At 71.2% G+C, this 21,741-nt stretch carries 24 protein-coding genes and 1 riboswitch; of the genes, 11 read left to right on the forward strand and 13 right to left on the reverse strand.

Going from position 1 to position 21,741, the window contains the following annotated elements; genetic code table 11:
- Nucleotides 1-159, forward strand: a 159-nt coding sequence (locus D6689_00390; GenBank protein ID RMH45199.1) for an HU family DNA-binding protein, incomplete at its 5' end; no start/stop codon positions are given.
- 250 nt (nucleotides 160-409) lie between these two features.
- Here the strand turns inward: D6689_00390 and D6689_00395 are convergent.
- A complete protein-coding gene (locus D6689_00395) occupies nucleotides 410-955 on the reverse strand; it encodes a hypothetical protein (GenBank protein ID RMH45200.1) in 546 nt (181 codons plus the stop codon).
- Here D6689_00395 and D6689_00400 point away from each other — a divergent pair.
- Entirely contained in the window at nucleotides 939-2,243 is a 1,305-nt protein-coding gene (locus D6689_00400) for a serine/threonine protein kinase (GenBank protein RMH45201.1), read from the forward strand. The two genes, D6689_00395 and D6689_00400, sit on opposite strands and share 17 nt — an antisense overlap.
- Before the next feature lie 86 nt (nucleotides 2,244-2,329).
- On the opposite strand, the gene D6689_00405 is transcribed toward D6689_00400, so the two are convergent.
- The gene (locus D6689_00405) at nucleotides 2,330-3,010 is read right to left on the reverse strand and encodes a hypothetical protein (GenBank protein RMH45202.1); all 681 of its coding nucleotides are present in this window, start codon (nucleotides 3,008-3,010) and stop codon (nucleotides 2,330-2,332) included.
- Between the two features lie 78 nt (nucleotides 3,011-3,088).
- On the opposite strand from D6689_00405, the gene D6689_00410 reads away from it, so the two are divergent.
- Nucleotides 3,089-4,447, forward strand: coding sequence for a hypothetical protein (locus D6689_00410; GenBank protein RMH45203.1), 1,359 nt, complete (start codon nucleotides 3,089-3,091; stop codon nucleotides 4,445-4,447).
- Here the strand turns inward: D6689_00410 and D6689_00415 are convergent.
- The gene (locus D6689_00415) at nucleotides 4,444-5,019 is read right to left on the reverse strand and encodes a cob(I)yrinic acid a,c-diamide adenosyltransferase (GenBank protein RMH45204.1); all 576 of its coding nucleotides are present in this window, start codon (nucleotides 5,017-5,019) and stop codon (nucleotides 4,444-4,446) included. The two genes, D6689_00410 and D6689_00415, sit on opposite strands and share 4 nt — an antisense overlap.
- 3 nt (nucleotides 5,020-5,022) lie before the next feature.
- Nucleotides 5,023-6,057 carry a biotin synthase BioB gene (bioB, locus tag D6689_00420; protein ID RMH45205.1) on the reverse strand — a complete coding sequence of 345 codons (1,035 nt, stop codon included), beginning with the start codon at nucleotides 6,055-6,057 and terminating at the stop codon, nucleotides 5,023-5,025.
- Nucleotides 6,058-6,192: 135 nt separating this feature from the next.
- Between bioB and D6689_00425 the strand changes: the two genes are divergently transcribed.
- The 4 genes from D6689_00425 (at nucleotide 6,193) to D6689_00440 (ending at nucleotide 9,116) form a co-directional block, all read left to right on the forward strand.
- Nucleotides 6,193-6,687, forward strand: coding sequence for a hypothetical protein (locus tag D6689_00425; protein ID RMH45206.1), 495 nt, complete (start codon nucleotides 6,193-6,195; stop codon nucleotides 6,685-6,687).
- A 48-nt stretch (nucleotides 6,688-6,735) separates the two neighbouring features.
- Nucleotides 6,736-7,200 (forward strand): peptidylprolyl isomerase, encoded by a 465-nt coding sequence (locus tag D6689_00430; GenBank protein ID RMH45207.1) that lies wholly within the window; start codon nucleotides 6,736-6,738, stop codon nucleotides 7,198-7,200.
- A gap of 190 nt (nucleotides 7,201-7,390) precedes the next feature.
- Nucleotides 7,391-7,481, forward strand: a riboswitch (SAM riboswitch).
- A 391-nt stretch (nucleotides 7,482-7,872) separates the two neighbouring features.
- Nucleotides 7,873-8,523, forward strand: coding sequence for a hypothetical protein (locus D6689_00435; protein ID RMH45208.1), 651 nt, complete (start codon nucleotides 7,873-7,875; stop codon nucleotides 8,521-8,523).
- A 32-nt stretch (nucleotides 8,524-8,555) separates the two neighbouring features.
- Nucleotides 8,556-9,116: a hypothetical protein gene (locus D6689_00440; protein RMH45209.1), complete on the forward strand. Its 561-nt coding sequence runs from the start codon at nucleotides 8,556-8,558 to the stop codon at nucleotides 9,114-9,116.
- Nucleotides 9,117-9,162: 46 nt separating this feature from the next.
- On the opposite strand, the gene D6689_00445 is transcribed toward D6689_00440, so the two are convergent.
- Together D6689_00445 and D6689_00450 are read right to left on the reverse strand one after the other, a co-directional pair.
- Nucleotides 9,163-10,581, reverse strand: a complete 1,419-nt coding sequence (locus D6689_00445) for an amidase (GenBank protein RMH45210.1) — start codon at nucleotides 10,579-10,581, stop codon at nucleotides 9,163-9,165.
- On the reverse strand, nucleotides 10,574-10,783 hold the full coding sequence (locus D6689_00450; protein ID RMH45211.1) for a hypothetical protein: 210 nt from the start codon (nucleotides 10,781-10,783) through the stop codon (nucleotides 10,574-10,576). The genes D6689_00445 and D6689_00450 overlap by 8 nt, the downstream gene beginning before the upstream one ends.
- A 78-nt stretch (nucleotides 10,784-10,861) precedes the next feature.
- Between D6689_00450 and D6689_00455 the strand changes: the two genes are divergently transcribed.
- On the forward strand, nucleotides 10,862-11,731 hold the full coding sequence (locus D6689_00455; protein ID RMH45212.1) for a glycerophosphodiester phosphodiesterase: 870 nt from the start codon (nucleotides 10,862-10,864) through the stop codon (nucleotides 11,729-11,731).
- 81 nt (nucleotides 11,732-11,812) lie between these two features.
- On the opposite strand, the gene D6689_00460 is transcribed toward D6689_00455, so the two are convergent.
- On the reverse strand, nucleotides 11,813-13,669 hold the full coding sequence (locus D6689_00460) for an aminotransferase class V-fold PLP-dependent enzyme (protein ID RMH45213.1): 1,857 nt from the start codon (nucleotides 13,667-13,669) through the stop codon (nucleotides 11,813-11,815).
- A 122-nt stretch (nucleotides 13,670-13,791) separates the two neighbouring features.
- Here D6689_00460 and D6689_00465 point away from each other — a divergent pair, with 122 nt between their 5' ends.
- From D6689_00465 to D6689_00475, 3 genes are all read left to right on the forward strand, one after another.
- Complete coding sequence (locus D6689_00465) at nucleotides 13,792-14,778, forward strand: CDP-alcohol phosphatidyltransferase family protein (protein RMH45214.1); 987 nt, start codon at nucleotides 13,792-13,794, stop codon at nucleotides 14,776-14,778.
- Between the two features lie 123 nt (nucleotides 14,779-14,901).
- On the forward strand, nucleotides 14,902-16,215 hold the full coding sequence (locus D6689_00470; protein RMH45220.1) for an inositol-3-phosphate synthase: 1,314 nt from the start codon (nucleotides 14,902-14,904) through the stop codon (nucleotides 16,213-16,215).
- 45 nt (nucleotides 16,216-16,260) lie between these two features.
- The gene (locus D6689_00475) at nucleotides 16,261-16,995 is read left to right on the forward strand and encodes a phosphocholine cytidylyltransferase family protein (protein ID RMH45215.1); all 735 of its coding nucleotides are present in this window, start codon (nucleotides 16,261-16,263) and stop codon (nucleotides 16,993-16,995) included.
- A gap of 66 nt (nucleotides 16,996-17,061) precedes the next feature.
- Here the strand turns inward: D6689_00475 and D6689_00480 are convergent, their stop codons facing one another.
- From D6689_00480 to D6689_00505, 6 genes are all read right to left on the reverse strand, one after another.
- Nucleotides 17,062-17,796, reverse strand: a complete 735-nt coding sequence (locus D6689_00480) for a CDP-alcohol phosphatidyltransferase family protein (GenBank protein ID RMH45216.1) — start codon at nucleotides 17,794-17,796, stop codon at nucleotides 17,062-17,064.
- Nucleotides 17,797-17,833: 37 nt separating this feature from the next.
- Nucleotides 17,834-18,271 (reverse strand): DUF420 domain-containing protein, encoded by a 438-nt coding sequence (locus tag D6689_00485; GenBank protein RMH45221.1) that lies wholly within the window; start codon nucleotides 18,269-18,271, stop codon nucleotides 17,834-17,836.
- A 100-nt stretch (nucleotides 18,272-18,371) separates the two neighbouring features.
- Entirely contained in the window at nucleotides 18,372-19,250 is an 879-nt protein-coding gene (gene cyoE / locus D6689_00490; GenBank protein RMH45217.1) for a protoheme IX farnesyltransferase, read from the reverse strand.
- Nucleotides 19,247-20,161 carry a hypothetical protein gene (locus D6689_00495; GenBank protein RMH45218.1) on the reverse strand — a complete coding sequence of 305 codons (915 nt, stop codon included), beginning with the start codon at nucleotides 20,159-20,161 and terminating at the stop codon, nucleotides 19,247-19,249. The genes cyoE and D6689_00495 overlap by 4 nt, the downstream gene beginning before the upstream one ends.
- 54 nt (nucleotides 20,162-20,215) lie before the next feature.
- Entirely contained in the window at nucleotides 20,216-21,028 is an 813-nt protein-coding gene (locus tag D6689_00500) for a DUF2012 domain-containing protein (GenBank protein RMH45222.1), read from the reverse strand.
- Between the two features lie 50 nt (nucleotides 21,029-21,078).
- Nucleotides 21,079-21,741: hypothetical protein (locus D6689_00505; protein ID RMH45219.1), on the reverse strand; the 663-nt coding region annotated here is incomplete at its 5' end.

Raw genomic sequence — 21,741 nt, forward strand, 5'->3', positions numbered from 1 at the left:
ACTGCCGCCAAGAAGACCGCGGCGAAGAAGACCGCGCGCAAGACCGCCACGAAGAAGACTGCCGCCAAGAAGACCGCCACGAAGAAGACCGCGCGCAAGACGGCCACGAAGAAGGCCGCGGCCAAAAAGGCCGCCGCCAAGCGCAAACGCCGCAACTAGCTTGGCCTTCCCCAAGTGGCCGGCTCGCGCGCGTCGCGAGCCGGCATTTTTTTCGGTCGGCGCACTCGCCCGTCGCTTCCAGACGCTGGAGGGGCCGCATTCACGGCACCGTTGATCGAGCGCGTCGGGCGGCGACCGCACCGGACCCGCCGAAATGTACGGCGCGGAGTCGGTCGCGCCGCAACCCCCGGCGGGCCGTGTCCCTCACCGGCCGTCCGACCGCGAGGAGCGCTGCGAACAGTCGGCGCGGTCAGGGGCGGTCTGCGCCGTCGGGCGCCGGCGCCGCGCCCGACGACGGCGGACGCGGCTCGCAGTGGTACATGTCGAGCAGAACGAACCGGGTTGCATCCGGACACCGGATCTCGAAGCGGTCGACCGGATGCAGGTCGGGTTCGCCCGGCGCCAGCGGGCGGCGCGTGCGCACCTGGTCGGCCGACCGCGCGTAGTCGTCCGGCCCGCGTCGCGGAGAGCGGTAGCCGGCGATCCCGAGCCGGCGAACGCGGGGTCGTTCGCCGGACGCGCACCGCACGGCGGCGAGGTAGGCCCGCTCGCCGGCCGGCTCGCAGACTTCGGCGACGCCCGTGAGTCCCGGCGCCTCCGCGTCCTCCCCGCGGCCTTCGCTCGACGCCGGCGCCGCGTCGCCCGCGGGCGCGCTCCCCGCGCCCGCGTCGACGGGCGGCTCCGCCGTTCGACTGGTAGGCGCAGGCGCAGGCGCGGCGCGCGGTCCGCACGCGGCGACGAGGCAGGCTGCGAACCAGAAGACGGCGCCGGCGATTCCGATGGATTGGGCTCGCATGGTAGGCTTTCGGTGGCGTATGCGCGTATGCCCTCGCTGTCGCGCAGAGTACTCCGGCTCGGAGCGCTTCTGCTCGCGTGACCAAAACGTCCTCGTCGAGCAAGTTGACATCGACCGGATCGGGACGCAAGTCGGCAACTATTTCCTGCTCGACATCCTTGGCCGCGGGGGCATGGGTACGGTCTACAGCGGCGAGCACGTCTACATCGGCAAGAAGGTCGCCGTCAAAGTCCTGCACCACCGGTTCGCGAAGTACGAGGAGGCGATCCAGCGGTTCTTGCGCGAGGCGCGCGCCGCATCATCGATCAACCACCCCAACATCGTCGACGTCACGGACTTCGGCCCGCTACCCGACGGCGGCGTGTTCTTCGTGATGGAGTACCTCGAGGGCACGAGCCTCGAGGACATGATCGAGCGCGAAGGCCCGATCCCGCTGCACCGCGCGCTCAACATCGCGAACCAGATCGCGCTGGCGCTCGCAGCCGCGCACGACCAGGGGATCGTCCACCGCGATCTCAAGCCTGAGAACATCATGCTGATCGAGCGGCCCGGCCGACGCGAGATCGTCCGCACGCTGCCCGAAGGCGGCAACGGCCCGCCGCGCTACGTCGTCGAGAAAGAAAAGAAGTACGACTTCGTCAAGCTGCTGGACTTTGGCATCGCCAAGGTGCTCGCCGTTCAGGGCGAAAACCTGCCGGGTCAGACCATGCAGGGGGCGGTGTTCGGGACTCCCGAGTACATGTCGCCCGAAGCGGCCCGCGGCGACCCGGTCGACCACCGCGCCGACATCTACTCGCTGGGCGTGATCCTGTTCGACATGCTGTGCGGCCGGCCGCCATTCGAGGCCGAGGCGGCCGCCGACGTGCTGTCGATGCAAATCCACAATCCCGCGCCGTCTCCGCGCGCGACCAATCCACACGTCGAGATCACGGAGGCCGCGGAGGCGCTGATCTTCAAGGCGATGGCCAAGGACCCGGCGCAGCGCCACCAGTCGATGGACGAGTTCCGCGAAGAGTTGCAGTTCTGCTACGGCTCGATCGCGTTCAAGCGGCACGCCGCGGCCATCGTCGGCGACACGCCGCCTGGCCCGCAGAGCCGGCAAAAGCGGCTCACCGACGAGTTGTCCGAGTGGATGGCCGACGCAGAGCAGCCGCGCCTGTCCCCGGAAGAAGCGCGCATGGTCGCGATCGTCAACGCCGCCGAACAGGTGTTCGCCGAAGCGCTGCCCCCGGAGGAGCAGGAGCGCCTCGCCGACGCCCTCGACCGCGCACTCGAGGACGACGACTGACGCCAACGCACGCCGCCCGCACCCGTGCGCACGGCGGCGAACACACCCGTGAAGCGGCGCCGCGCGCGGTCGTCGTACGGGGGCGTCTATCGGGTGGCGACGGCCGGTGCCCGACGAAGCCGCGCCAACTCGGCATCGACCTCGGCCGCGCCTTCCCCGGTGGCGAAGTAGCGCTCGAGCGCGCGCGCAAGCGCGTCGCCACCGGGGACGTCGCGCAGCCCCGCCGCCGGCGGTGTGCGGTCGCGCCGCCACGCCCGCTCGAGCACCTCGATCCGCCCGAGCGGCACCCGGCGGATTTCGGCGGCTCCGACCCACCACGCCACGACTGCCGCCGGAGCGGTGAACAGATCCGTCGGGTCGACGACGACCGCCGCGTGAAAGCCGGCGGCGCCGAGCGCCGCGGCGACGGCCGCCGCCGCCGCCGGACACAGCTTGATCGCGACCATCAACCCGAGGGTGCCGGCAATCGCAAGCGCCAGCTTCCACCGGCGAAGACTGAAATCGACCGGGGCCCCGAGCCGCGCGACCGCCAACGCGGCCGTGTCCGCCACCGCGGTCGATAGTAGTGGAAAGAACACGAACCCCATCGCGTCGCTCAGCTTGCCGGTGACCCACGCGGGCAGCAGACCGCTGCCCTTGAGCGCGTGGTCGTTGACCGCCAACAGCGCGAGCGCCGCCAGCGGAACCGGGTGCAGAAACTCGCCGGCCGGCAGCGCGCGCCGGCCAGCGCCGTCGTCGCCCGCCAGCATGGTGCGCAGCCGCCACACGTCGCGAGCATAGCAGACGCGTGAGGACCGGCCCGCCACCGCCCCGCACGCGCGGGCGGGTTGCGTATACTGCGCGCCGTGGCTGACACCGACGACAAGGCACGCAAGGCCGCCGAGAAGGCGGCGCGCGAGCTATTCGAGCGCGCCATGCAGACCATCGACGAGGGCGCGTACAAGTTCACGTCCCGCCTGCGCGGCCAGACCGGCGTCATCATGGACGAGTTGGTCGACCCCGAGGGCGAAGCCGTGGCCAACCTCGCCGACCTCGAGGGCGATGCCGGCGCGCTCGCGCTCGCCGCGCCGATCGACCTGATCACGTTCGAGACGTGGCTGTTCGGCCAGATCGGCGATCAGGAGGAACTGGACCTCGATATCAACTCGCACCGCGAACACTGGATCAACTTCGGCTCGTGGATCGGCCAGATGCTGAAGGCGCGCCACGGCGGCCACTGGCTCATCCCGAGCGACGACCCGCACACGTGGCGCATGGGCTTTTCCAAGATCCTGCTCGAAACGGCGCCGTTCGCGTTCGCAGAGGCGCTGCTGCGGTCCGGGCCCGGCGCCGCCAAACAGCTGATCTCGGAGATCGAGCGCCTGCGCAAGTTGCACGAGGAGCAGGCCGAAAAGGACGGCGGGCCGATCGACCGGTTCACCGCACAGCACTACGTGCGGCTGCACACGATTCCGCTCGGCCAGTGGATGGTGATGGATTTGAAGGCGCTCGAACGGCTGTGGAATCGCGCGACGACCCGCGACCTCGCCAAGCAGGTGCGCGTCCACGGCAAGAAGCTCGGCGAACGCAACGCGCCGTTCATCGACCAAATCGTCGGCGCGCTCGAGCAACTCGATCCGGACAAGCCCGCCGGTGCGCAAACGGTCGACCGCGGCCTGTTCGAGGCGATCGCCCAGATTATCGGGCTCCGGCGCACGACGGCGCCGGTTGCGATCGACGTGATCGAAAAGTTCGTGCTGCCGGCGATTCACATGGGCGTACCCGACCAATTTCCGCCGCTGGATGCGGACGACTTGGCTGCGCTGCGCAAGGGTATCGAGCTATTCGCGCTGTTCATCGAGGTCACGCCGTTCAAGTATCCGGCCGACGACGATGGGTTCTTGGGAATCATCCCGAAGGACGAACTCAGCTCGCCGTATCGCGACCGCACCAACCTGGACGTCGGCAAGGGCGACTGGGTGATCGTCAACCCGAAGCGGTTCAAGCGAATGCTGCTCGACTTCGACAGCAAACGAATGCTCGACAAGTACGACGAATTCGTGCGCTACGTGCGCGCGAACCCGAAGGCGCCGCGCCGCCGCGACGACGGCCGCTTCCTTGCCGAGACGGTCGTCAACGCCATCGCGGACTTCCGCGCGTGCGTCGTCGCGGCATCCAAAGACGACGCGGCGCTGCTGTTCCGCATGCTGCCGCCGCCGGGCTAGGTGGTCTCGGGCTCCCAGACGGGCTCGACTTCGCCGTCGCGCATGGCGGCCCACCGGCCGAACACGAACAGCGCGTCCGACAACCGATTGAGGTACGCAACCGCGTGGTCGCCAACGCTGTCTTCGCGCGCCAGCCGCACGACCAGCCGCTCAGCCCGCCTGCACACCGTGCGTGCCAGGTGGCAATACGCCGACACCCAGCCGCCGCCGGGCAACACGAAGCTGCGCAGCGGCTCGAGCTGCTCGTTGAACCGGTCGATGTCGGCCTCGAGCGCGACGACATGGCGCGCCTCGATCGCCGGTTGACGCGCCCGCCTCGCCGCGTCGGGCGTCGCGAGTTCGGCGCCGAGGTTGAACAGTTCGTTCTGAATGCGCGTGAGGATCGGCAGCAATGCGTCGCGCGCGGCCGACGCGGCCAACGCCGTGCGAACCAGCCCGATCGCCGCGTTGACCTCGTCCACCGTACCGTAGCAGTCGATGCGCAGCGAATCCTTCGGGACGCGGTCGCCGCCGACGAGCGACGTGTCGCCGCCGTCGCCCGCCTTGGTGTACACGCGGTTGATGCGGACCATGGCTCACCCCTGCGCCGGCGCGACGGGCAGATGGCGCGCGGGCGGGTCGGCCGCGTGGCCGCCGTGCACCTCGATCTCGAAACCGAGGTCGCGGATCATGGCGTGGTCGTCGCGCGCGCGCGCCCCGGGAGTCGTGAGATAGCCGTCGGTGAAGATCGAGTTGACGACGTACAGCGCGAGCGGCTGCAGGGATCGCAGCGTGACCTCGCGCCCCCCGGCCATGCGCAGGTCGGCGCGCGGGTGCAGGAAGCGAAACATCGCCAACACGCGCAGCGCATAGTTCGGCTCGACAAGGCCGGCCCCGGCCAGCGGCGTGCCGTCGCGCGGGTCGAGGAAGTTGACGGGCACCGAGTCGACGGCGAGTTCGCGCAACGCATACGCGAGGTCGACCACGTCGTCTTCTGACTCGCCGAGTCCGACGATGCCGCCACAGCAGGTTTCGAGCCCGGCCGCCTTCGCAATGCGCACCGTCGCGACCCGGTCTTCGAAGGTGTGCGTCGACACCACCTTCGGAAAGTGGCGCGCGCTGGTTTCGAGGTTGTGGTTGAACCGGTCGACGCCGGCGGCCGCGAGCCGGCGCGCCTTGTCCTCCGTGAGGAATCCGAGCGACGCACACACCGACAGGCCGAGTTCCGCCTTGATCCGACGCGCCGCCTCGCACACGACGTCGAGGTCGCGCTGCGACGGCCCGTGCGTCGCGGTCACCATGCAGTAGCGGAACGCTCCCGCCTCCTTGGCGCGGCGCGCGCCCGCGACCAGCTCGTCCACCGTCTTGATCGGCGCCTCGCCTGGGTCGGTCGCGTAGTGGCGCGATTGCGAGCAAAATCCGCAGTCCTCGGGGCAGCCGCCGCGCTTGGCGTTGTCGAGCACGTGGATGTGCACCTTGCGGCCGTGGAACGTCCGCCGAACGCGGAACGCCGCGTCGAGCACGGCGAGCAGCTCGCTGGCCGGCGCGCGAAGGACCGCGACGGCCGAGGCGCGATCGATGGGCGCGCCGGCGATGCTCCGGTCGGCGATCTCCTGCCAATTGGGGGTCATCGCGCGCGAGGGTACACCGGGGCGCTGTGACCGTGGGTTCACATTGTCAGCATCCAGTTACACGACGCGCGCCGGCTCCCTACTGATCTCGGGAAGTTGACTCCGGCACGACGCTCGCACTACTGTATCAGTAGGATGTTATCCTACCTCCACCGACATCTGGTCCACCTCGCGCTCGCAGCGGCGCTCGCCACCGCCGGCTGCGCGAGCGCGCCGCGCCCGCACGCGGAGATCATCGGCGTGGCCGACGGCCGAGCGGCGGACCAGCGGCCGGTGCTGCTGGTGTTCTTGGAGGTCCGCAACCCGACCGGGCGTACGGTCAAGCTGTCGCAGCTCGACTACGCGATGGCGGCAGACCGCTGGTTCGCGTCGCGCGGCTCGCTGCGAGTGGCGAGATCGATCCGCCCCGGCGGTTCGGCCGTGCTCGAGATCCCCGTTCCGGCGCCCGCGACGGCCCCACCGGCCGCTCCGAGCGAACGCGTGCCGTATACGCTCGACGGGACCCTGCGCGTGCACACGGGAACGGTGGAAGCGCGGTGGCGGGTGCGGGCCCGCGGCGCGCTGCGCGCGCACTCGCGTCCGCAGACCACCGCCTTCGCGGTCGTGCGGCCGGCGCCGGCTCATCGCTGACGCGGCCGTCGATGCCCCGCCGCGGGATGCAGCGGGTACAATCCGCGCGTGAAGATCGAAGACGGCAGGCGGGTCCGCATTCAGTGCAAACTCAGCGTCGCCGGCGGCGACCTCATCGAGGAAAGCGAGGTCGAGTTCATCCAGGGAGCGGGGACCGTGATCCCGGGCCTGGAGAAGGCGCTCGCGGGGCTCGATGCTGGGGCGTCGAAGTCGGGCGTGATCCCGGCCGACGAGGCGTTCAGCGCCGTCGACCACCTTCCGCCGAAACACATTCCGCGCGCGGAGTTCCCGGCGGACGCCACCCTGGCGGTCGGAGAGACGTTCGTGGCGAAGGGGCCGCACGGCGAGGACGTGACGTTTCGGGTGGAGCGCGTCGGGGACGACGACGTGGAGGTGCGGTTCGTACACCCGCTGGCGGGCAAGGACATCGCGTACGACGTCACGGTGTTGTCGGTGACGGACCCGCTGCCGCCGCCGCTGCCGGGTGACGCGCTGCCGGAAGCCGACGACTGAGCCGCCGCGAGACGGTGGACGCGCGGCAGACGGGGCCGCGTGGATCGGCCGGCAGAGGCGCCGGAGCGACCCAACCGCCGCAGATCGCGCGGCGGTTGGTTGCGGGAAGAAGTGAATAACGACCGCCGGCGCGCGTCGAAGCGGTAGAGTCGACGCATCGACCAATGTGCAGTCCGGTTGCGGCCGGCTGCGTTCGTCCAGAGTGGGGTGAGGGACAGGGCCCGACGATCCCCCGCCAACCGGCCCGCAGGGCACGGTGGCACCGCCCTGAACGACGAGGTGACCATGACGGCACAAACCCTGCTTCCCGGCGCGACGATCCCCGGTGGCCGCGCTGTCGCCGCGGCGAAACCCGGCTGACGCGCCGGCACGCCGATCGGTTGCTCGCCCCGGTGACATCGCGACGCCGCGCGCCGCGTACGGCGCGGCGCGCCGACCGGGCCAGCCGCGGCGCCCGATGCGCCGCGCGCCGGCGCGGTGCCGCTGCGCCGTGTCACGACCGAGGGCAACCCGATCGGTGAGCGAGGGCCGGTCGCCGCGCGGTCGACGTTGTCTGCCGTGCGACCGCGAGCGGCATCGCGCTTCCGTTTGCCCGCGGCCGTGCGCGCCGGCCGCGTCCCGTTTGCCCGCGGCCGTGCGCGCCGGCCGCATCCCTTCGGCCAAGGAGGCCCCATGACGACGACCGACGAACTGACCATCGACATCGATACGATTCGCCTGCGCGGGCGCGAGAGGCACAGCAGGATGTCGACCGCGCTCCTCCCCTTCCCCGCGGAGGACGACGACGACGGTGGCCGGCGCCGCAACGGCGATCGCGTGCGAATCCGGCTGATCGACGACCCACGCTTCAGTCCGTATTCCCTCGGCATGGACGTGGTCGTGCTATGCGGCGACGAAGTCCATCCGCTGTGCGTCGTCGCGACCGAGCACGAGTGGAATCAATACGGCACGGTTCACGAAACGCTCGACGACGACGTCGGCGCGCTCGCGGACTATCCGCGCGCGCACTGGGCCACGCGTGCCGCGCATGCGTGTGCGGCGGCGTTCGGGTCCGACATCGACGGCTTCGGCTGGTACTGCGGCACGATCATCCGCCATCGGCCGCTAGCGGCCTACTGGATTGCAGCGCAAGCGATCCGCACGGGGGCGCCGCGCGGCTTCCCCGGCGGCATGGACCGATCGCCCGAGCGGCTCCGCCGGGGCGGTCTCGCGTTCCTTCAGTACCGCAAGATGCCGCGGGTCGTGCGCAGCGTGATCGATCAGGGCGAGTTCCTCGAGCTGCGCGAGGCCGCCGAACACATCATCCGCAACGCGATCCTGTAGCCCTGAACCAGACGCGACCAGGAGAAGAATCGATGAACGACACCACGTACGTACTGCGCGCCGGCGAGCGCACGGTCGAACGGTTTCCGGCCAAGTGGCTGCCATTTCCGACCAAGGTGCGGTTTGCGCCGCTGCGCCTCGGGCTGGACGCCGTCGTCGTGTGCGGCGGCGAAATCCACCCGCTGCGGATCGCGCCTCGAGACCGGAAAGTGACGACGGTCCACTCCGAGTTCTCGTCGGAGATGGACCGGCTCGTGCGGATCAAGCGCAGGGACCGGCCGGCGGCCGCGCCGCACGCGTGCGCCATCGCGATGCTGTCCGACATCGACGGGTTCGGCTGGTACTGCGGCACGATCATTCGCCGGCGTCCGCTGGCCTCGTATTGGCTCGCCGCCCACGCGCTGCACATCGCGCGGCAGGAGGTCGCCGCGGCCGCCGCCGGTGACGCGAACGAGGCGGATGCACTCCGCGCCGCCGCTCTGCGCGTCTCCTACGAGTTGCTGCCCGAGCGCGTTCGCTTCGTAGTCGACCGCGATACGTTCCGATCGCAACGACCTGAGATCGAGCGCATCGTGGCTGATGCAACCCTGTAGGTGCGACGACCGCGCTCGCCGGGAAGTGCCGGCGAGCGCGGTCGGCCTACACGTCGTAACAGCGCACCGGGCGCCCGGACAGCAACCCGGCGCGCTCGACGACAGCGGCGGCGCGCAGTGCCAGCAGCTCGCACCACGGCCGCGCGACGAGCTGGGCACCGGTGGGAACGTCGCCGGCGAGCCCGCTCGGCACGGACACCGCCGGGTAGCCGGTGAGATTCGACGGGAACGTGTGAGCGATCGCCCGTGTGCTGGTCGCCTGATCGAGTTCGCCGGTGGCGAGCGCATCGGCGCGAATCTCACCGGCAGGAATCCCGGCAGCCGGTAACAGCACGAGGTCGACCGACGAAAACGCCGCGGCCCACTGTGCGCGAATCTGGTTGCGAATGCGCTGTGCCTTGAGGTAGTCGCGCGCGGTGAAGTGGTCGCCCACCCGCCACATCACGCGCAGGTCGGCGCCGAGGCGGTCGAAGTGTCGTTCGACGATCGCCTCGAGCCCCGACGGCCCCTCCGCTGCGAGCAGCACGAGCCCGACAAACAGCGACCGTTCGAGGTCGGGCACTTCCACGTCGACGAGCGTCGCCCCTGCGTCGGCAAGTACGTCGGCGGCGCGCCGCACGCCGGCGGCGACCTCCGGGTCCACGAGCGGGCCATCGAGCACGGCGCGGGCGACGCCGACCCGCACGCCGGCGATCGGCTCGGCGAGCGCGGCGACGATCGCGTCGAAGTCGGGAAGCGGGGGCTGATCCCACGTCTCGTCGTCGTCGGGGTGAACGCCGGCCATCGCGGCCAACGCGACGGCGACGTCGCGGCAGGTGCGCGCGATCGGCCCGATGTGGTCGAGCGTGTCGCACAGCACGGCCATGCCGATGCGGGACACCCGGCCGAACGTCGGCTTGAGCCCGACGGCCCCGACGAAGCTCGCCGGCGCGCGGATGGAGCCGCCGGCGTCCGTACCGACGGCGATCGGCACGACCCCCGCCGCCACCGCGCAGGCCGATCCGCTCGACGACCCGCCGCACCAGCGCGCCGGATCCCACGGATTGCGCGGGGTGCCGTAGTGCGGGTTGATGCCGGTCGTGCCGGCGCCTAGTTCGTGCATGTTCGCCTTGCCGACGCACACGGCCCCCGCGCGGCGCAGGCGGTCGACCACCCACGCGTCGCGCGCCGGGATCGGCAGCGGCACGCGAGAGCCGGCGGTCGTTCGCTGGCCGGCCACGTCGAGATTGTCCTTGACGACGTACGGCACGCCGTCCAGCGGCGACAGCGGCCGGCCGTCACGCCAGCGCCGGGCGGACGCGGCGGCGTCGCGGCGGGCGCGCACGTCCAGCGTGGCGATCAACGCGCGCAGCGGCGGCTCGTCGACGTCGGCCTGCGCCGCGGCGGCCTGCGCACGCGCGACCACGGCTTCCGGCGTGTCGCTGCCGTCGCGATACGCGGCGGCCAGCGCGGCGGCGTCACGCATCGCGCGGGGGGCGAATGCCCGGGCGGAACGAGATGGCCGGCCGCATCTCGGCGTCGGACGGCCCCTCGCGGCGAAACGCTGCCAATCCCATTCGGTCGACGACGGTGCGGGCCAGCGCGCGCCCGGCCACCGGCGCGTCCATCGCGGCGGCCAGCGCGCGCAGCGCGCGTCCCGCGACGCGCGGTGCGGTCGGTCGTGTCATGCGCCGAGCGTACTCGAATACGCGGGTGAGATCGCCGCGGCGAGCGACCTGCCGACCCAGTCGTGCCGCCATGGCGGCATGGCCTTCGCGCGGCCGCCGCGGCCGGGATACACTCGCGCCATTCCGCTGCCCCGCCCCAAACGCCCGCTGCTGTACAGCCACCGCGGCGCATCGCGCGAGCGGCCGGAGAACACGCTGCCTTCGTTTCTGCGCGCGCTGGAGATCGGCACCGACGCGATCGAGACGGACGCGCACATGACCGCCGACGGCCACGTCGTGCTGTCGCACGACCCGGACGGCTGGCGGATGTGCGCGGTGCGCAAACGCATCCGCGACTGGCCGCTGGCCGAGGTGCAGTCGTGGGACGCGGGCTTCGGCTTCGTCGACGCCGACGGCCACCGGCCATTCGCGGGGCGCGGCTACCGCATCCCGACGCTCGCGGAGGTACTCGACGCGCTGCCCGACACGCCGCTGAACATCGACCTCAAGCAGACCGACCCGCCAATCGCGCCGGCGGTCGTGCGGCTGTTGCGCGAACGCGACGCGGAACGTCGCGTGACGCTCGCGAGCTTTCATCGCGAACCGCTCGACCTGGTGCGCCGGCTCGGCTACCGCGGGCCGACCGCGCTGTCGGAGGACGACATTCGCTGGCTGCTGCTGGCGCCGCGGTGCGTGTGGCGAGCGCTGCGGCGGCCGGGCGACGCCGCGCAGGTGCCGCCGCTACACGGTCGGATCCGGTTCGCGCGGCGCCGGTTCATCCGCAAGTGCCACCAGCTCGGGCTCCGCGTCGACTATTGGACGATCAACGATCCCGGCGAGGCCGCTCGGTTGCTCGACGCCGGCGCCGACGGGATCATGACCGACGATCCGGCGGCCATCGCGCCCGTGTTCCGCAGCCGGTACCCGGACTTCCCCTCGAGCGCACCGCCGCGCCCGGCCGGCGCGTAGCCCGCCGCCCGGCGCGCCTTGCGCGCCCGCCGGCGGCCGCTCCGCAGGCTGTCCTGCCGCGGGACAGGCGTCGCGCGCGCCCTACGCGCGCGCAGCCCGCGCCGGCGGCAGCTCCGCCCCGCCCGCGACCGCCTTGGCCGCGCGGATGCGCGCGATCTCCTCGCCGCACGCGGTGAGGAACGCGTCGATCGTGTCGTCGTCGAGGTCGCCCATGTTGGCGACCTGCATGAACTTGTCGGCCAGCACGTCCTTGCACGCGTACACGATGAAGCCGCGCGCGCGCAGCGCGGCGTACAACTCGTCGAACGTGACGCCGTCCGGCACGCAGCACGTGACGACGGAGTGCGACTCGCACCCGGTGCGGGTAAACGGCGCCATGCCGAGCGCGGCCAGCCCTGCGCGCAGCTTGGCGTTGCGACGTCGGTACAGGGCGAACCGCGCGGCGTGGCCGTCGGCGAGGAACTCGGCGCACGCCGCGTCGAGCGCGAAGTAGGCCGACACCGCCGGCGTGAAGGGCGTCTGCGCGAGCTCGTCGGCGTAGTAGCGGTAACGCTTGAGGTCGAGGTAGTAGCTGCGCGGCTTGATGTGCTCGATCCGCGGCCACACGTCCGGCGCGACGCACACGAAGCCCACGCCGCTTACCGCGTGCAGACATTTGTTGGCGCTCGCGTAGCACACGTCGATGCCGTCGCGTACGACGTCGAGGTCCTCGGCGCCGAGCGACGACACCGCGTCGACGACGAACAGCGCGCCGTACTCGCGGCACAGCGCGCCGACCTCGCGCACCGGGTTGAGCAGCCCGACCGACGTCTCGTGGTGCACCATGGCGACGACGGCGATCTCCGGATCGCGCTCGAGCGCGCGCCGCACGTCGGCCGGGTCGACGACGTCGCCCCAGGCGTAGCGCAGGTGGACGACGTCCATGTCGTGCACCCGAGCGACCTCGAGGAACCGCTCGCCGAACGCGCCGTTGTCGACGACGAGCACCTTGCGGTCGCGCGGCACGGTCGAAGCGAGCGCACACTCCATCGCCGCCGTGCCGCTGCCGGTGATCAGCGCGATGGTGTGACGCGGCGACGCGCGGAAGATGCGCCGCAGCTTGCCGGTGAGCGACACCATCAGCTCGCTGAACGCGGCGTCGCGATGGCACACGTCGGGGTGCACGAGGGCGCTTTTGACCCGCGCGGTCGTGTTCACCGGCCCCGGGTTGAGCAGGTGGTAGCGCGGGTGCGACTTCGCGCCGAGCAGCGCCTCGACCTGGTCGTCGACCGGCGCCGGCTGGCGCCCGCCCCACAGCCACGCGACGTGGCCCGGGCGGGCGAGAACGCGCCCGCCCGCGGCGAGTACCTCGGCGAGCGCGTCCTCCAACGCCGGATTCGGCAGCGCGTCGAGTGCGTCGAACAGCTCCGGCGCCGCGAGCAGGTGGCCCGTGAACACCGCGTCGCACGGGTCGAGGTCCAGCCCGATGGCGGCGACCTCGCGGCGCGCGCCGGGCCGCAAGCGCACCTTCGGCTCGTCGGCGAGACCGACCGCCGGCGCGTCGGGGACGGCGGCGATCGCGATCGCGGCGACGGCGCCGTCGAGGTCGCTGGCGGCCAGTTCGGCGAGCGCCTCGTCGTCGAGCGGCCGGTCGCCCCGCAGCACGAGGACCGGCTCGTCGCCGGCGAACGGCCGCGCGAGCCGCGCGGTCGCGCCGGACGCGGTGCGCCACGACCGGTTCTCGAGCACCGTCACCCGCAGCGCCGGCAGCTCGTGAAGGCCGAGCGCGGCGCGCAGTTCGGCGGCGTGGTGGCCGTCGACGACGGCCACGTCGCGAACGCCCGCGCGGGCGAGGCCGGCGAGCGTGCGGCGGATGAGCGCGACCGACGCGCTCGACAGGCGGCCGCCCGACTGGAGGACGAGGTGATTGGCGAGGACGACGGCGCGGGATGCGGGCATGGACACTCCTGGGAACGCCGCACGTAGCAAGCCGCATACCGCATCCCATTTCGGACGGTTAGCGGGCCAAGCGGTGAAAATTCGACGCTTCGCGGGCGGAACCTGACAGGTGCGGCTGTGGTATGGACGACGGCGTGCTCGTCGTCGATTGCCCGCCCGGCGCGCCCGGGCCGCGCATGCGCGTCGCCGGCATGACCGTGCTCGAGCGCCACCTGCGCGACGGCGCGCGGCGGGGGCATACGCGAGCGGTCGTGCGAGCGGCCGCCGGCGACGTGCCGCCGCTGCCGCCGCTGCCGATCGACGTGTCCTTCGCGCCACCGGACGCGCCCGCGCCGCCGGACGCGGAGGTCGTGCGCGGCGACGAGCTGTTGGGCGTGCGGCTCGACGGCGAGCGCGCGCGCCGCGCGGTGGAGTGGGCGCTGCTGCAGACGTGCCGGCGCCCGTACGACGGACCGGGCGATCGCCACGTCATCCGGCCGATCTCGCTGCGCATCACCCGCGCGCTCAGCCGCACGGCGATCACGCCGAACCAGGTCACGGCGGTCGCGCTCGCGCTCGGGTTGGCCGCGGCCGCACTGGCGGCGGCCGGCGGCCGCGCGGCGACGGCGGTGGCCGGCGCGCTGATGCTGGCGCAGGTGGTGCTCGATTCCGTCGACGGCGAGCTGTCGCGCGTGCGGCACATGGGCAGCCAGCTCGGCATGTGGCTGGACAACCTCAGCGACGACCTGGTCGACAACCTGATCGTGGCGGCCCTCGGTGCGGGGTTGGGCGGCCCGTGGGTCGCCGTCGGCGCCGCGGCGGCGCTCGCGCGCGGGTTCAGCGCGTGGGTGACGTACCGCGGCGCGCGCAACGTCGGCCGGCCGGGCGACGTGATGGCGTTCCGCTGGTGGTTCGAGGACGGCGACACCCCGGAGCAGGCCTACGGGGCGACGCGGGGGCCGCTGGAGGCCGCGCGCGCCCTCGGCCGCCGCGACACGTACATGCTCGTGTTCGGCGCCGCATGCATGGCCGGTGTGCCGCAGATCGCGTTCGCGCTCGGGGTCGCCAACTCGGTCGCGTATTTCGCGCTGGCGGCCATCCACCTGATCCGGCGACGCGGCCGCGCCTGACGGCCCGGTTCGCCGCGTACGGGCCGCGTACGGGCCGCGTTCGGGCGTTCGCGGCCCCCCTGGCAAACTTCGATCGCCGCTTGCGCGGGGGGGGCGAATGGGGCATTGTGCCCCGCCATGGCACTGAAAAAAGGCGTTGAGGTCAAGCCTGCGACCGGCAAGCTCGGGGTGCTGTTGCCCGGCATGGGCGCGGTCGCGACCACGTTCGTCGCCGGCGTCATGGCCGTGCGGCGCAAACTGGCCGATCCGATCGGCTCGCTCACGCAGATGGGCACGATCCGGCTCGGCAAGCGCACCGACAACAATGTGCCGCTCATCCGCGACTACGTGTCGCTCGCGGACCTCGACGACCTCGTGTTCGGCGGCTGGGACATCTTCCCCGAGAACGCGTACGAGGCGGCGATGCGCGCGGGCGTGCTCGACAAGGACACGCTGGCCGAACTCAAAGACGAGCTCACCGCCGTCGCGCCGATGAAGGCCGTGTTCGAGCAGAAGTTCGTCAAGAAGCTCAACGGCGACCACGTCAAGACCGGCACGTCGAAGATGGACCTCGCCGAGCAGTTGATGGACGACATGCGGCGCTTCAAGGAGGAGCACGGCTGCGACCGCCTGGTCGCCGTGTGGTGCGGGTCGACCGAGGTCTACCACGAGCCGAGCGACGTCCATTCGACCCTCGCGAAGTTCGAAGACGGTCTGCGCAAGAGCGACGACCGGATCGCGCCGTCGCAGATCTACGCGTACGCGGCGACCAAGCTCGGCATTCCGTACGCGAACGGCGCGCCGAACCTCAGCGTCGACTTCCCGGCCATGCAAGAGCTCGCACGGCAGACGCAAACGCCGATCGCCGGCAAGGACTTCAAGACCGGCCAGACGTTGATGAAGACAATCATCGCGCCGGGGCTCAAGGCGCGACTGCTCGGCCTCGAGGGTTGGTACTCCACCAACATCCTCGGCAACCGCGACGGAGAGGTGCTCGACGACCCCGAGTCGTTCAAGACCAAAGAGGTGTCGAAGCTCGGCGTGCTCGAGCACATCCTCCAGCCCGACAAGTATCCGAAGCTCTACAAGGACTTCTGCCACGTCGTGCGCATCAACTACTACCCGCCGCGCGGCGACAACAAAGAGGGCTGGGACAACATCGACATCAAGGGGTGGCTCGGCTACCCGATGCAGATCAAGATCGACTTCCTGTGCCGCGACTCGATTCTCGCGGCGCCGATCGTGCTCGACCTGGCGCTGTTTTTGGATTTCGCCAAGCGCGCGGGCATGCACGGCATCCAGGAGTGGCTGTCGTTCTACTTCAAGAGCCCGATGACGCCGCCCGGCCTGTACCCGGAGCACGACCTGTTCATCCAGCTGATGAAGCTGAAGAACACGCTGCGCTACACCAAGGGCGACGAGCTGATCACGCACCTGGGCGCCGAGTACTACGACTGACGCATCGCCGTCCGGGCCGCCCTCTGCGACCCGAGCGGGGTCCCCATGAAAGGCGTGTTGCTCGCGGCCGGCCGCGGAACCCGGCTCGAACCGATCACTCTCGACCGGCCGAAGTGCCTCGTGCCGGTCGGCGGCGTGCCGATCGTCGACCGGATGATCCGCCGGCTCGCCGAAGCCGGCATCGACGACCTCGTCGTGGTGACCGGCCACTGCGGGGACGTGCTGGCCGCGCATCTGGCCGCATCGGCCGACCGGTGCGCGCGCGCGGCGACCGTCGTGTACAACGAGCACTACCACGACTGGGGCAACTTCTACTCGCTGCTCGTGGCGCGCGACGCGATCGGCGGCGACAGCTTCGTCAAGCTGGACGCGGACGTGGTGATGGACGGCGGCGTGCTGCCCGCCCTGCTGGCGGCGCCCGGCCCGGCGGTGCTGGCGATCGATCGCAAGCCGGACCTCGGCGACGAGGAGATGAAGGCGCGCGTCGCCGGCGGCCGCGTCGTCGCGCTCAACAAGCGCATGGCGCCGCAAGAGGCGTTCGGCGAGTCGATCGGCATCGAGCGGATCGACGCGGAGCTGGCGCCGACCGTGTTCGATCAGCTCGCGCAGCTCATCGAACTCGGCGAGACCGACGAGTACTACGAGCGCGCGTATGAGCGCATGATGGCCGCCGGCGTGGCGTTCGGCTATGCGGACATCACGGCGTGCGCGTGGACCGAGATCGACACGGCGGCCGACCTGGCGCGCGCCGAACAGCTGGCGGCGGCCGGCCTGATTTGACCGCGGCGCCGCGCGGCGGCGCGATGGCTCGCCGCGGCGATGCGGTCGCGCGCGCCGGCGCGGCAGTCACGCGGCGCGGTCCAGCGCGCGCGCCTGGAGCCCGCGCCGCACCAGCATGACGGCCAGCCGCGCGAGCTGGCTCCCCGCGAGCAGCCACATCAGCAGTTCGAGCTGGTCCGCGAGCGAGAGCACGGCCACCCACAGGTACAGGTCGGCCTCCTCGAAGCGGTACACCTGCAGCACCATCTTGCCGATCCATCTGGCCCAGTCTGCGGCCGTGCGGTGCGGCGGCGCAGCCGGCGGCGCCGCGGGCGCCGGCCCGCTGCGCCGGCGCCGCTCGGCCTCGACCATCCACTTCATGTAGCCGGTCATCAGCAGGGCGTGCGCGGACACCAGCGGCAGTGCGAGCATCAACGGGTCGCCGGTGCGCCCGAACGTGACCCAACCGAGCGCGAACATCAGCCCGTGCCACAGCAGCGCGTCGCTCGTGTTGTCGTACCACAGGCCGAACGAGGTCGACTGGCCGCGGTAGCGCGCCATCGTGCCGTCGAGGTGGTCGAACAGCAGGCCGAGTTGCAACAGCCCCATCGCGGCCCACCACCCCGTGCGGTCGTCGGGCAGGATCAGCACGATCGCCGCCAGCTTGGCGACGTTCGCCAGCGTCGTGAGCACGTTGGGCGACAGGAACCGCCAGTCCGCGATCACCCACATGACGGCGATCGCAATCGGGCGGACGACGAGCGCCGGGTAGAAGTCGTCGCTCTGCCAGTTGCGGATGCGCTGGAGGCGGTCGCGGTCCATGGCGAGGACCGACTCTACTGCGCCCGGCGGCGCGCCGCTAATCGCCGTACAGCCGGCCGGCGATCGGATACAGCATCAGGTAGACGAGCAGCCCGCTGACGGACACGTACATCCACAACGGCCACGTCCACCGCGCGATGCGCCGGTGGCTCGCCCGCCGGTCGCGCAGGCCGAGGTAGACGGTCCGCAGCACGAGCGGCAGCGCCACCATCGCGCCGAACATGTGGGTAAACAGCACGATGAGGTAGAGCGTGCGATCCCAACCGGTCCCGGGATAGCGGTGGCTGCCGCTGAGCGCGAACCGGACCAGATAGCTGGCGAGGAACACGACCGACGCAGAGAACGCGGTGAGCATGCACGTGCGGTGCAGCGCCACGTTGCCGCCGCGCACGGCGCGCCAGCCGAGCACGAGAAACACGGCCGTCGTCGCGTTCAGCAGCGCGTTGATCGCCGGGTGAATCTGGTCCCAGGCCATCGACGATTCGATGAGAAAACCCGCAATCGGCGTCGCCAGCAGCACGAGGGCGAACACCGCCCACCAAAACGGCCGCTCGAACCGCGCGCCGGCGACGGGATCAGAGTTGCCCATCCAACATGAGCGCCGCGAACAACAGCGGCAGGTACACCAGCGACGCGACGAACAGCCGACGCGCACCGGCATCGGTGTGCAGGCTCGCGAGCGCATACCCGAGGTAGCCGGCGCCGAGCGCGACGGCCGCCACGAGGTAAGCGGGCCCCGACACGCCGAGCGCCGCGACCGCGAGCGTCGCGACGATCTGCGCAACGAGCGCGGCGAGCATCTCGCGCCGGGTCGCGCGCGGGCCGCGCTCGCCGGGCAGCGTCTTGAGCCCGGCGCGGCGGTAGTCGTCCGTGCGAAACGTCGCGATGGCGTGAAAATGCGGGATCTGCCAGAAGAACATCACCGCGAACAGGGCGAGGCCGCCGGCGTCGAGCGAGCCGGTCGCCGCGGTCCACCCGAGCAGCGGTCCCATCGCGCCGGGCACCGCACCGACCCACACGGCCGCCGGCGTGCGCGCCTTGAGCGGCGTGTAGACCATCACGTAGCTCAACAGCGCGATCACCCCCAGCATGCCGGTGAGCGGGTTGACCGCGAACGTGAGCAGCGGAGCGCCGGCGAGCCCCAGCCCGGCGCCGAACGCCAGCGCGACACCGGGTTCCAGGCGGCCGGCCGGCAGCGGTCGATCGCGGGTGCGGTCCATCCGCGCGTCGACCTCGCGCTCGAGGTACATGTTGAGCGCGTTGGCCGAGCCGACCATCATCGCGGTGCCGACGAGCAGGGCCACGGCCAGTCCGGCGCCAGCCGCGCCCGGCGCCAACACCAGGCCGCCCAGCGCGGTCACCAGCACGAGGAGGGTAATGCGCGGCTTGGCGAGCGCGACGATGTCCGCGAACGCGGGCAGGCGCGCGGCCGCAGAGGCGGTGCGCGCGTTCATGCAGCCACCTCCCGGCCGGTCAGCGCCACGCGCGGCGCATCCGCGACCGCGACCGGCCGCGTGCCGAACCACAGCAGTACGAACATCGCCCACACTGCGGCCGCGACGCCGACGTGCGCGACGACGACCGGAACCGACCGCATCGTCCAGATGACCAGCGCGCCCAACGCGATCTGCACGACGACGAGCACCGCGGCCAGCCCGCCGGCCAGACGCAGCCGCCCGCGCAGCGTGCGCGCCGCCGCGACGCCGACGCCGAGCGCCAGGCCGCCCACGAGGACGCCGACGATGCGGTGGAGCATGTGGAGTTTGAGCGCGATCGGCGCGCCCGCCGGCCACAGGCTGCCGTGGTGCAGCGGCAGGTCGAGCGACGCGAGCGCGCCGCCGCTGTGCCGCACGAGCGCGCCGAGCGTCACCTGGAGGTACACGGCGGCCGCCGCAACGCCGATCGCGGGGCGCAGGCGGTCGAGCGCTTCGGCCGCGGCAGGTGGGTCGGTCGCGGGGCGCGTTCGGACGGCGAGGAACAACACCAGGGCGAAGTAGCCGAACGCCGTCATCAGGTGCGCGGTGGACACGAACCACGGCAGCTTGTAGTGGACCGTGGCGGCCCCGAGAGAGCCCTGCACGCACACGAGCGCGAGCGCGAGCCAGCCCCACCGGGCGAGATCGGGCCGGCGGCGCCACAGCGCGACGGACAGCGCGATCTGCAGCAGCCCGACGGTCATCGCCACCATGCGGTGGCCGTGCTCGAACAACACCCCGCCGGTCATCTGCGGAAACAGCGTGCCGTGGCAGATGAACCAGGCCTCCGGGCACGCGAGGCTCGACCCGGTCGGGTTGACGGTGCCCCCCACCATCAACAGGAGGAAGGTGGCGAACGCGCAGACGACGGCGAGGCGGTGTGTGGACATCGAACGGGTCGCCGGCGGGGGCTCGTCATGCGAACCCCACGCCGGCGGTGCAGTCTACAGCGGCTTTTCGGTACCGTCGTAGGAGAATGCCACCTCGGCCGTGCCCTTGTCGGTCACGGTGACCTCGGCGGTCTTCATCCCGTAGTGCTCGTGCCACGCCTCGAGGGTGTACTTGCCGGCGGGCACGTTCTCGATCTTGAAGGTGCCGTCGTCGCCGGTGACGGCGAAGTACGGGTGGTCGCTCACGACGATGTAGCCGAGCATCCACGGGTGCACGTCGCACTTGAACTTGATGACCTGGTAGCCGTTGGCGTTCTTCGTGATCGGAGCGGCGCCCTTCGGCTGGGCCAGGTTGAACAGCGACTCCTCGCCCTCGCCCTCACGCATGTCGAAGGTGTGGACGTTATGCGTCGTCGGATCGGTGTTCACGATCTTGATGTCCTGGTCGGCCACTGCGCCCTGGACGCGGGGGCGGTACATGCAGTCCTGCTGGTGGATCTCGACCGGCTCGGTCGGTGCCGGCCCTTTGACCGTGCCGGGCTTGATGCGCACGAGCACGTTGCGCAGCGTCTTGTTCTCGTTGACGACGACCGTCTCGGCCTTCATTTTCTTCTTCGCGCACACCGGGTCGGCGTCGCGCTTCAGTTCGGGCATCTCCGGCGGCGTGCCGGTGAAGTTGACCTTGCCGACGATCGTGCCGTGGCCCGTCGGCGCGGCGGCCTTGTCGCCGCCCGCGGCGCCCTTGTCGCCGCCCGCGGCGGGCTTCGAACTCTGGTTGCTCTTGTTGTCGGACTTCCCGCAGCCGCCGGCGGCCAGGGCCACGGCCGCGAACGCGGACAACAACACACGTACCTTAGAACGATTCATGATGATTTCCTCCGGGTGGTCGATTCGCGAAGCCAGCCGCGGCGGGCGCGTCACTCGCCGGCCTGGAGACGGAACAAATAGTTGCGCGTCGCCTCGATCTGAAGCTGCGGCGACGTGCGGTAGCGATCTATCACGTCTTGCGGAATCCCGTCGACCGCGGCGCGGAACTCCGGGTTGGTTTGCAGGAACATGTCCATCTGGTTGCCGCCGAGCCAGAATGCCGGCATCGCGGTGTTCTTCTGCATGGCGCCGGGATCGGCCAGCCACAGCGTGAGCCATTCGGCGCGCAGGCGATCTTTCGCCATCAGAAGATTCGGCGCCTTGACCTCCGGGGGCACCGGCCCGTCGCCCAGCTCGCCGACCACGTGGCACTTCTGGCAGCCGGCGGCGTCGAATATCGCCTTGCCGATGCGCCGCTCGTGGTCGTCCCGAGGCCCTACGTCGCCGTGGTACGTAAACGGGAACACGGCGCCGTCGATCGCGGAGAACATGCGCACCAGGTCGGTCGCCTCGCGGTCGGTGAACCCGAACGTCGGCATGCGCACCTTCGGGAGCGGGCGCATGCGGAAGGGGCGCTTGAGGAAGTTGAACAGCCAGGTCGGCTGCGCCTTGAGCCCCTCGTTCGTCAGCGGCGGCGGCCCGAAGATCGAGTTGGACCCGCTCAGCGCCGGCAGCGACGCGAGGTCGCCGACGTGGCCGTCGACGTTGTGGCA

It is taken from the genome of Deltaproteobacteria bacterium (assembly GCA_003696105.1).
In the GTDB taxonomy this organism is placed as follows: Bacteria; Myxococcota_A; Polyangia; order Haliangiales; family J016; genus J016.

Bases quoted from the DNA above. Each gene is read 5' to 3' on its own strand.
- D6689_00400 (RMH45201.1), top strand. From the start codon at position 939: ATGGATTGGGCTCGCATGGTAGGCTTTCGGTGGCGTATGCGCGTATGC.
- D6689_00395 (RMH45200.1), bottom strand. From the start codon at position 955: ATGCGAGCCCAATCCATCGGAATCGCCGGCGCCGTCTTCTGGTTCGCA.
- D6689_00415 (RMH45204.1), bottom strand. From the start codon at position 5,019: ATGGTCCGCATCAACCGCGTGTACACCAAGGCGGGCGACGGCGGCGAC.
- bioB (RMH45205.1), bottom strand. From the start codon at position 6,057: ATGACCCCCAATTGGCAGGAGATCGCCGACCGGAGCATCGCCGGCGCG.
- D6689_00425 (RMH45206.1), top strand. From the start codon at position 6,193: ATGTTATCCTACCTCCACCGACATCTGGTCCACCTCGCGCTCGCAGCG.
- D6689_00435 (RMH45208.1), top strand. From the start codon at position 7,873: ATGACGACGACCGACGAACTGACCATCGACATCGATACGATTCGCCTG.
- D6689_00440 (RMH45209.1), top strand. From the start codon at position 8,556: ATGAACGACACCACGTACGTACTGCGCGCCGGCGAGCGCACGGTCGAA.
- D6689_00445 (RMH45210.1), bottom strand. From the start codon at position 10,581: ATGCGTGACGCCGCCGCGCTGGCCGCCGCGTATCGCGACGGCAGCGAC.
- D6689_00450 (RMH45211.1), bottom strand. From the start codon at position 10,783: ATGACACGACCGACCGCACCGCGCGTCGCGGGACGCGCGCTGCGCGCG.
- D6689_00455 (RMH45212.1), top strand. From the start codon at position 10,862: ATGGCCTTCGCGCGGCCGCCGCGGCCGGGATACACTCGCGCCATTCCG.
- D6689_00460 (RMH45213.1), bottom strand. From the start codon at position 13,669: ATGCCCGCATCCCGCGCCGTCGTCCTCGCCAATCACCTCGTCCTCCAG.
- D6689_00465 (RMH45214.1), top strand. From the start codon at position 13,792: ATGGACGACGGCGTGCTCGTCGTCGATTGCCCGCCCGGCGCGCCCGGG.
- D6689_00475 (RMH45215.1), top strand. From the start codon at position 16,261: ATGAAAGGCGTGTTGCTCGCGGCCGGCCGCGGAACCCGGCTCGAACCG.
- D6689_00480 (RMH45216.1), bottom strand. From the start codon at position 17,796: ATGGACCGCGACCGCCTCCAGCGCATCCGCAACTGGCAGAGCGACGAC.
- D6689_00485 (RMH45221.1), bottom strand. From the start codon at position 18,271: ATGGCCTGGGACCAGATTCACCCGGCGATCAACGCGCTGCTGAACGCG.
- cyoE (RMH45217.1), bottom strand. From the start codon at position 19,250: ATGAACGCGCGCACCGCCTCTGCGGCCGCGCGCCTGCCCGCGTTCGCG.
- D6689_00495 (RMH45218.1), bottom strand. From the start codon at position 20,161: ATGTCCACACACCGCCTCGCCGTCGTCTGCGCGTTCGCCACCTTCCTC.
- D6689_00500 (RMH45222.1), bottom strand. From the start codon at position 21,028: ATGAATCGTTCTAAGGTACGTGTGTTGTTGTCCGCGTTCGCGGCCGTG.